The organism is Muriicola sp., assembly GCF_041567615.1.
Taxonomy (GTDB): domain Bacteria; phylum Bacteroidota; class Bacteroidia; order Flavobacteriales; family Flavobacteriaceae; genus Muriicola.
In genome coordinates, this window is record NZ_JBFGBM010000131.1 from 1 (window position 1) to 7,865 (window position 7,865).

Genomic DNA, 7,865 nt, shown 5'->3' on the forward strand with positions numbered 1-7,865 from the left:
AATACTCATCCCCAAGGATATTGGATCCTCCGACCTTGAACACCGATTTGATATCAGGCACAGCGTAGTTGATCTGTGCATCAAGAACCGTGAAAGAAGGCAATTGCCCGTCGGCGAAAGTGGCCTGCCAGAAATAGGTATCACTCCATCGGTAATTCACATTGAATCCGAAGTTCTTGAACAACTCGGTATTTCCGAAGGAGGCCTTGACCTTGTGGTTGGGCGTGTTGAAATTAGTCCTGAAATCAGGGAAGGCAGCCTGGTCAAAGTCGAGTTCTGCATAGGTATAATTCACACCCAGGTCAAAATTCCCGAACACCTTCACGTCAACACCGATGTTCGCCCCATAGGAATTGATATCGGCGAGGGAGTTGGTATAGTTCTGATAAGCGAAGAAATCTCCGTTCTGCAATGCCAGTAATGATAGGCCATTGTCCCCTGCCTGACCATAAAAAGGTACCAAGACCGTGGTGTTCGAGATAAAGTTCTCATACTGGTTATAGTATCCGCTCAGGTCGATGATAACTTTACCAAACTTGCCCCTGTATCCCAGCTCAAAGGCCGTGATCTCCTCGGGCTGCACCAGAGGAGTATTTACTGCAGCAGGTGCACCGGCACTGACGGAGGCCAGGGAGAAAGCATTCTCATAAGCATCCCTGCCTACCACCGTGGCCGTGCTGGAACCTGTGATAGCTTGTCCGGAGCTACTCACGGGGAAAGTCCTGATATCCCTGTCCAGGTTCGCGGGGGCAGATCCCACGAGGATCGCCCTACCCGCATTGAGACCAATAAAAAGGTCCTGTGTGGTCGGGTTCCTGAAACCCTGCTGGGCCGAGACCCTGATGTTTTGGTTCCTGTTCTCTCCGGCTGTGAATGCCAGGGAGACTCTTGGTGAGAAGAATCCATCAAAGAACTCATTCTTATCATAACGAACAGACCCCGTGAACTTCAGGCGATCTTCTATAAATTTTTTCTGGACCTGCATATAGGCACCGTATTCATTGTAACTGATGGGGCCGTCAGAATCCGTAAAGATGGTACCATTGGAATTCAGGACATATTCCCTGAAGGATCCCCCGATCTGGATATCGGCAAAGTCCCTGGTCAGATGGGAAAAGTTATAATTCGCGTCTATGTGCCTCAGTTGCGTATTATCAATGAATTTTGCACCGGTTGTAAGGTCACCGTCATTGATTACCGCGTTGAAAGCGTTCTGAAACTGAGGAGTTCCCGGAACAAATCGGCCCGTGTCGGCCGCTTGCCTTGCCAGTGCATGAGCAGTGTCCTCATCGAGAGGCACTCCTGTACCCACTCCGAGTCGGGCTCCGATATAGGTCTGGGCGTATTCAGTAAACCACTGGGTATCCCCTTTCCATCGGCGGTTCACGTTAATGGCCGCGAAACGGGTATCATAGGAATCCCCAGACCCCTCTGAAGTGATATACCCCCTGAGGAAGAAATTATTATTCCGGAATTCCAGCTTGTGCTGTTGCAGGATAAAGTTTTTGATGGAGTAGCGGTTAGCCCCCTGGTATAGGGTGTTACCACGACCTATCCTGCCGTTGTAAACGATCTCAAAATCATCTGCAAATGGCCTGTAATACACAGAAAAGTCTGTTTTGACGCTTTCTGCAGAGTAATTGGCCAGGTCGATCTCGTCATATCCGGTCCTGGACACTACAGCAGAACCTACCGTTCCGGATGGCAAGCCGGCAAGGGCATCAAAATTGAGGAGAGTAGATACCTCATCCCCGTATACGTTCAGTCCGTCATAGGCGGGGTCAGAACGGTCTGCACCGGGTCTGTTGAGATCGTCAGTCCGGTTCGCATGCCAGTCTTCCCCTTTGAGGAAGGAAAAATTGGCCTTGACAGCGAGTTTATCGCTAAAGGCATGCGCTGCCCTGATCCCGAAATCGTAATAATTATTATCCCCGGCAGCTTCCTGGGAAGTGATCCCGGTCTTGAAATAGGCGCTGATCCCCTGGAAGTCGAACGGGCTCTTACTCCTCATAAAGAGGATGCCGTTAAAGGCGCCTGCACCATAAAGGGCAGAGGAGGCTCCCGGCAGGATCTCCACGCTTTGCACTTCCAGTTCAGACATCCCCACCAGGTTTCCCAGCACGAAGTTGAGACCGGGGGCGGAGTTGTCCATCCCGTCTACCAACTGCATAAAGCGGGTATTGGCAAAGGTCGCAAAACCCCGGGTGTTGATGGACTGAAAGGTCAGACTGTTTGTGTTGATATCAACCCCTTTTAAATTCTGAAGTCCGCTGTAAAAAGATTCTGCCGAAGCATTCTTGATCTCCTTCAAACCAAAACGTTCTACGGATACCGGGGATTCAAAGAGTCGCTCCTGTGTCCTGGAGGCAGATACAACAATTTCATCCAGCATGGTCTGAGCCTCCTGGAGGACGATGTCGATCGTTTGATTGTTGGAAGTGATCTGGGCTGACATTTCACTGTAGCCTATACTGGTAACCCTGATAACAAAAGGAGGGTTCTGGGAAGTGGCCAGGGTAAAATTACCGTCAAAATCGGAGACTGTACCTGTGGCTGTACCAATGATGACAATATTTGCTCCGGGGACTGGTTCACCGGCTTCATCTTTTACCGTTCCCTGAACGGTGGTCTGTGCATACATTCCATACCCGATAAGCAGGAAAAAAAATAAAAATGCTGTTCTCATTCGATTGGGTCTTTTATTCTGCGGGCAATTTAACGAATTTTTTACATCGTTATATCCTAATATAAAAAAAAGCAGAGGGTCTCGTTATTAATTTCTAAAAATGAAAGGGCTGAAATTACTAATCCTTCAATAAATTAGGGTTATAGCAGGATTTTTGGGTAATCTCTTTCAGGTGTGTTCGGTGGGAGTCAGAGGCAGAAAAGTACTTGAGACCGAAGGGATCTTATGTGTTCTCCCCCATTGAGCAAACTCACCCCGTGTCTTTGTCCAGCAGGTCAGGCAGATTGACTTTGTCCTCAGATACAGAGGGGCAGGGAGAGACTTTCTCCAATGGGATGCGGAATAATGTGAACTATTAAAATAAAGAAACCCCGTAATCTCTTACAGGGCTTCAACCTATTATCAATTTTACATCGTGTTATGAAGAATGTAAAATCCATTATGAAATTAGAAAAGCCCCTTTCAATCCCTAAAAAAAATTAACGATAATAAATTATCGGTATTCGAATTCTAATTCCAGAAGGAAGTATGTCCACGGGGGAAGTACCGCGATTTTATCTCAGTATCAGGAGGGCCCTGAAATTGTAATGGGGATAACGCTTTCTATTCTACCGTAACCGATTTAGCCAGGTTTCTCGGCTGGTCTACATTGCATCCCCTCATGACCGCTATGTGGTAGGAGAGCAACTGTAAGGGTATGGTGGTGACGAGCGGGCTCAGACTTTCCAGCGTCTCAGGTACCTCAATCACGTGGTCTGCCAGTTCTCTCACCTGGGTATCCCCTTCGGTGACGATAGCGATGATCTTACCCTTTCGCGTCTTGATCTCCTGAATGTTGCTCACGACCTTTTCGTAATGCCCTTTTTTGGTGGCGATCACGATCACCGGCATCTGATCATCGATCAGGGCGATCGGTCCGTGCTTCATTTCTGCAGCCGGATACCCTTCTGCGTGGATGTAACTGATCTCTTTCAATTTCAAGGCACCTTCCAGGGCCACAGGGAAATTATAACCCCTGCCCAGGTATAGGCAATTATCAGATTCTTTATACACATCTGCGATGATCTCTACCAGGGGATTGGCCTCCAGGGCCTTCTCCACCTTGCTGGGGATATTCTCCAGTTCGGAAAGGATCTCGTGGTATTTGGATTCGTTGAGTTCTCCTTTTTCCTTGGCGAGTTTTAAGGCGAGCATCATCAGGATGGTGATCTGAGTGGTAAAGGCTTTGGTGGAAGCCACCCCGATCTCAGGTCCGGCATGGGTGTAGGCCCCGGCGTGCGTTTCACGTGCAATGGAAGAACCTACCACGTTACAAACCCCAAATACAAAAGCGCCTCTCTCTTTGGCAAGTTTGATCGCTGCGAGCGTATCTGCGGTCTCTCCGGACTGGGAGATAGCGATCACTACGTCCTTACTGGTGATCACCGGGTTTCGGTACCTGAACTCAGAGGCGTATTCCACCTCAACAGGTATGCGGGCCAGGTCTTCGAAGATATATTCGGCTACAAGCCCGGCATGCCATGAGGTACCACAAGCCACTATGATAATGCGGTTTGCGTTCATGAATCTCTCCAGGTTGTCATCTATCCCGGACATCTTGATGATCCCCTGGTCTACCAGCAACCTACCGCGATAGGTATCCTTGATCGCCCTGGGCTGCTCATAGATCTCCTTCAGCATAAAGTGGTCATATCCCCCCTTTTCTATCTCTTCCAGGTTGAGTTGCAATTCCTGTATCATGGGATAGGCCACGGCATCATCCTTGATCTTTCGCAGTTTAATCTCCTTCCCGGGCCTTACGATAGCCATCTCCTCATCTTCCAGATAAACGGCGTTATTGGTGTATTCTATAAAAGGGGAAGCGTCTGAAGCTATAAAAAATTCCTTGTCACCAATCCCTATGGCCAGCGGGCTTCCCAGCTTGGCCACTACGATCTCATCCGGTTTTTCTTTGTCGAATACGGCTATGGCATAAGCGCCCACAACCTGGTTCAGAGCGATCTGTACCGCTTTCCCCAGTTTTACCTTTTCCTTTTTCTTGACCTCCTCTATCAGGTTAACCAGCACCTCGGTATCCGTGTCCGATTCAAAGACATAACCCCTTTTGGACAGTTCCGTCTTGATCGCTTCGTAATTCTCTATGATCCCGTTGTGGATGATCACTAAATTTCCGGAATTCGAATAGTGAGGGTGGGAATTGACATCATTGGGAACACCGTGAGTAGCCCAGCGGGTATGGCCCATGCCCAGGGATCCATTGATCGCTATGTTCTTTTCCGATTTGTTCTTGAGGTCCTCAACCTTTCCCTTGGTTTTAGACATGTTGATCTGATTTCCGTCGAAAAGAGCGATTCCGGCACTGTCATACCCCCTGTATTCGAGCCTTTGAAGCCCTTTCATAATTATGGGATATGCCTCCCGATGCCCAATATAACCTACTATTCCACACATAGCTAAAGAATTAACCCGATTTTCGGTTCGTAAATTTACGAGATGTATTAAAATTAATGTTGATTTTGCGTTATATAACGCATTTTCTCCGCCAGTGGTATGAGGAAACAGTATTAATTAGCCTCCGTGTAGAAGATTTCCAGCTTGAGCTTTTTGTCTTCAGGGACATTGTCACCACTGCCGTAGAGGACCGTGCCCAGCGGGCTCAAATTGGCCCCTACCGGAAGATCCTTCTCCGCATTACCCGCCAGCAGGGCATTAGACACCCCGGAAATCCTGATGTCTGCTGAAATGGACAGGCCCAGGGTCGCGTTCGTGGAATCTCTGAGGACCAGGTTATTGATATGGTCCGTGATCCGAACCGTGTATTTTATCCCCCGGTCATTCTCCTCCTGTAGCCTCGCATCGTAATCGAGATATATTCCAAAACGCGAATCCGCAGAATTATTCTCATTGGAAGGGTTATAGACAGGTGCATTGGTATCCGTGTTGTACATATAAAGTCTCGGAGGTTCCAAGATCCCCCCGGCTGCATCCAACGTCTCCCGGTCTACGTAAAAGACCAGGTTGGCTTCATTGATGATCCAGTTCCTCGATTTGATGTTGTTGATCACGGTCTCTCCGTTGTTTTCTTCGAAAAGGGCGATCTCTGCGTAGATCCCGGGTCCGCCTTTGAGGTAGATCCTGGATGCATTCTGACCCGTATTCAGGTTATCGTTCACCTGAGTTGGGTAGGGTTCCGACAGGATGGTATTCACGGCATTCCCTGCAATGGGTGCATTGCCCTGCCCGGTGATCAGATTCAGGGTATACTCCCGTTCGGCCGTCTCCAATTCCCCATCCACAACCCTGTCGTATTCGTAAGTCAGGCTGATAGTAGCCGTTCTGAGGTCGAGCAACAGCATGATATCATCCGTGATGGGAGTTATGGACATGTGTATCCCCCTGAAAAAATTCTTGAAGTTGGAATTACTGATCAGCTCTGAAGACCCTTCCTTATCCAGGATATTCTGCTGGAAGAAGTCTGGATCCAATGTCACCCTGATACCGGGTTCGATGACCTGAGGAGCCTGCAGGGATTCATCGTCCTCCGTATCCGGGTCGTCCTCGGCAAACACAAGGGTCTGCTCGTCTTCAATGAGGACAGGTCCGTCAAAAAGCACGTCCGATACAAAGGCAGGGGCGAATTCCTGACTCGAATAATATTCCTGGGCTTGCAGGAAATTGCTGTTGGGGTCCAGGTCCCTGAGGAAATAGGTGGACCTTTCTACCTTGAAGTTGAAAGGAACATCCCGATTCCCGTAAATGCTGTCCAGGTCCCTCTTAACCGGAAACCTGTTGGGCAAAGTACTGGTATCCTCATCATCGTTGATCCCGTCACCGTCCGTATCCGGATTAAGCGGGTCCGTCCCCGATAACCTTTCCTCATTGTCGGTTAAGCCATCTCCATCACTGTCACTGTTGGGATCATCAGGATCGACGTCAAATTCGTCTATCACGCCATCGAGGTCACGGTCTCCGCTGCTGTTCCTCAAATAGGGGATGTAGAGCACTACCTCTTTGATCCTTTCGTTTTCCTCGATGGTAGCATCAATGTCGTCATTATCAGCATTGTCTTCTGTCAGCTGAGAATAATTCCCAAATGTCGGGTTACCGGTACCCCCTCTCAGGGATACCTGAGACGTAATGCTGGCCGTTGTTTTCCCATAAATGGGATCATTGAAGACACCGATCTGATACAAGGGGAGCTTGTTGGTTTGCACGGCCACTACATTTCTATTGTAAGCAAAAACGTCATATACGGCCTTGTCTGAGATAAAAGGACTTCCGTCTATCACTCCATTCCCAATGGTCGTGATGTCCTCGTCACAAGACATAAGCGCAAGCATGAGGAGCGTTCCAAAAAGGGCCGGAACCTTGCCTTTGGTAAAAAATCGCATGGGGCTTAATTTAAAACTTCAGTGTCATAGAAATTCGCATAAGCCTCTTCAAATTCCTGAATAGGCACATACGGCAACACGGGTTTCTCCTGGTCTTTGATGAATGAAAGCAAATCTTCCGGGATGCCTTCAGCAGCTAAAATTACGGCATCGGAATAACTCACCCCTATTTTTAACAAATTATTATACGTGGGTTCTTTAAGGAGTTCAAGGGCGTCTTCAGGAATACCGTCAAACGCGACCTTTTTGATCAGGTCTTTGTCGAGAATTCCTTCAAAACTCTTGCCGTATACTGAAAGGACGATCTTGCTGTCTGCGAACAAGGGCTCGTCTGCATAGAATTTACGGAGGTACATAGGAAGAAGGGAGGACATCCACCCGTGGATGTGGATAATATCAGGGTTCCAATTGAGTTTCTTTACGGTTTCGACTACCCCTTTGGCGAAGAAGATCGCGCGTTCATCATTGTCAGGGAAAAGATCCCCGTTTTCATCGGTAAAGGTCGCCTTTCGCTTAAAATACTCCTCATTATCTATAAAATAGACCTGAATGCGTTCCCTCGGGATGGAGGCCACTTTGATGATCAGCGGCATATCCATATCGTTGATGACGAGGTTCATTCCCGATAACCGGATCACCTCGTGCAGCTGATGCCTCCGCTCGTTGATGTTACCATAACGCGGCATAAAAATTCGGATCTGCCCCCCTCTGCTGTTGACCATCCGGGGCGCTTCGTAAGACATTAAGGAAACTTCATTTTCTGGTAAGTAGGGCACTAATTCTGAAGA

4 protein-coding genes are annotated in these 7,865 nt (G+C 48.4%); all 4 read right to left on the reverse strand.

All coding sequences use genetic code 11. The annotated features are described in order from the left end of the window. Positions 1-2,686 (reverse strand): TonB-dependent receptor domain-containing protein (locus ABYP73_RS09490; protein ID WP_372974154.1); only part of this gene is annotated, 2,686 nt, incomplete at its 3' end. Positions 2,687-3,289: 603 nt separating this feature from the next. Further along, positions 3,290-5,137: a glutamine--fructose-6-phosphate transaminase (isomerizing) gene (gene glmS / locus ABYP73_RS09495; RefSeq protein ID WP_372946168.1), complete on the reverse strand. Its 1,848-nt coding sequence runs from the start codon at positions 5,135-5,137 to the stop codon at positions 3,290-3,292. A gap of 113 nt (positions 5,138-5,250) precedes the next feature. Further along, the gene (locus ABYP73_RS09500) at positions 5,251-7,077 is read right to left on the reverse strand and encodes a DUF4270 family protein (RefSeq protein WP_372946169.1); all 1,827 of its coding nucleotides are present in this window, start codon (positions 7,075-7,077) and stop codon (positions 5,251-5,253) included. 5 nt (positions 7,078-7,082) lie between these two features. Then, positions 7,083-7,865, reverse strand: a 783-nt coding sequence (locus tag ABYP73_RS09505; protein ID WP_372974155.1) for a glycogen/starch synthase, incomplete at its 5' end; no start/stop codon positions are given.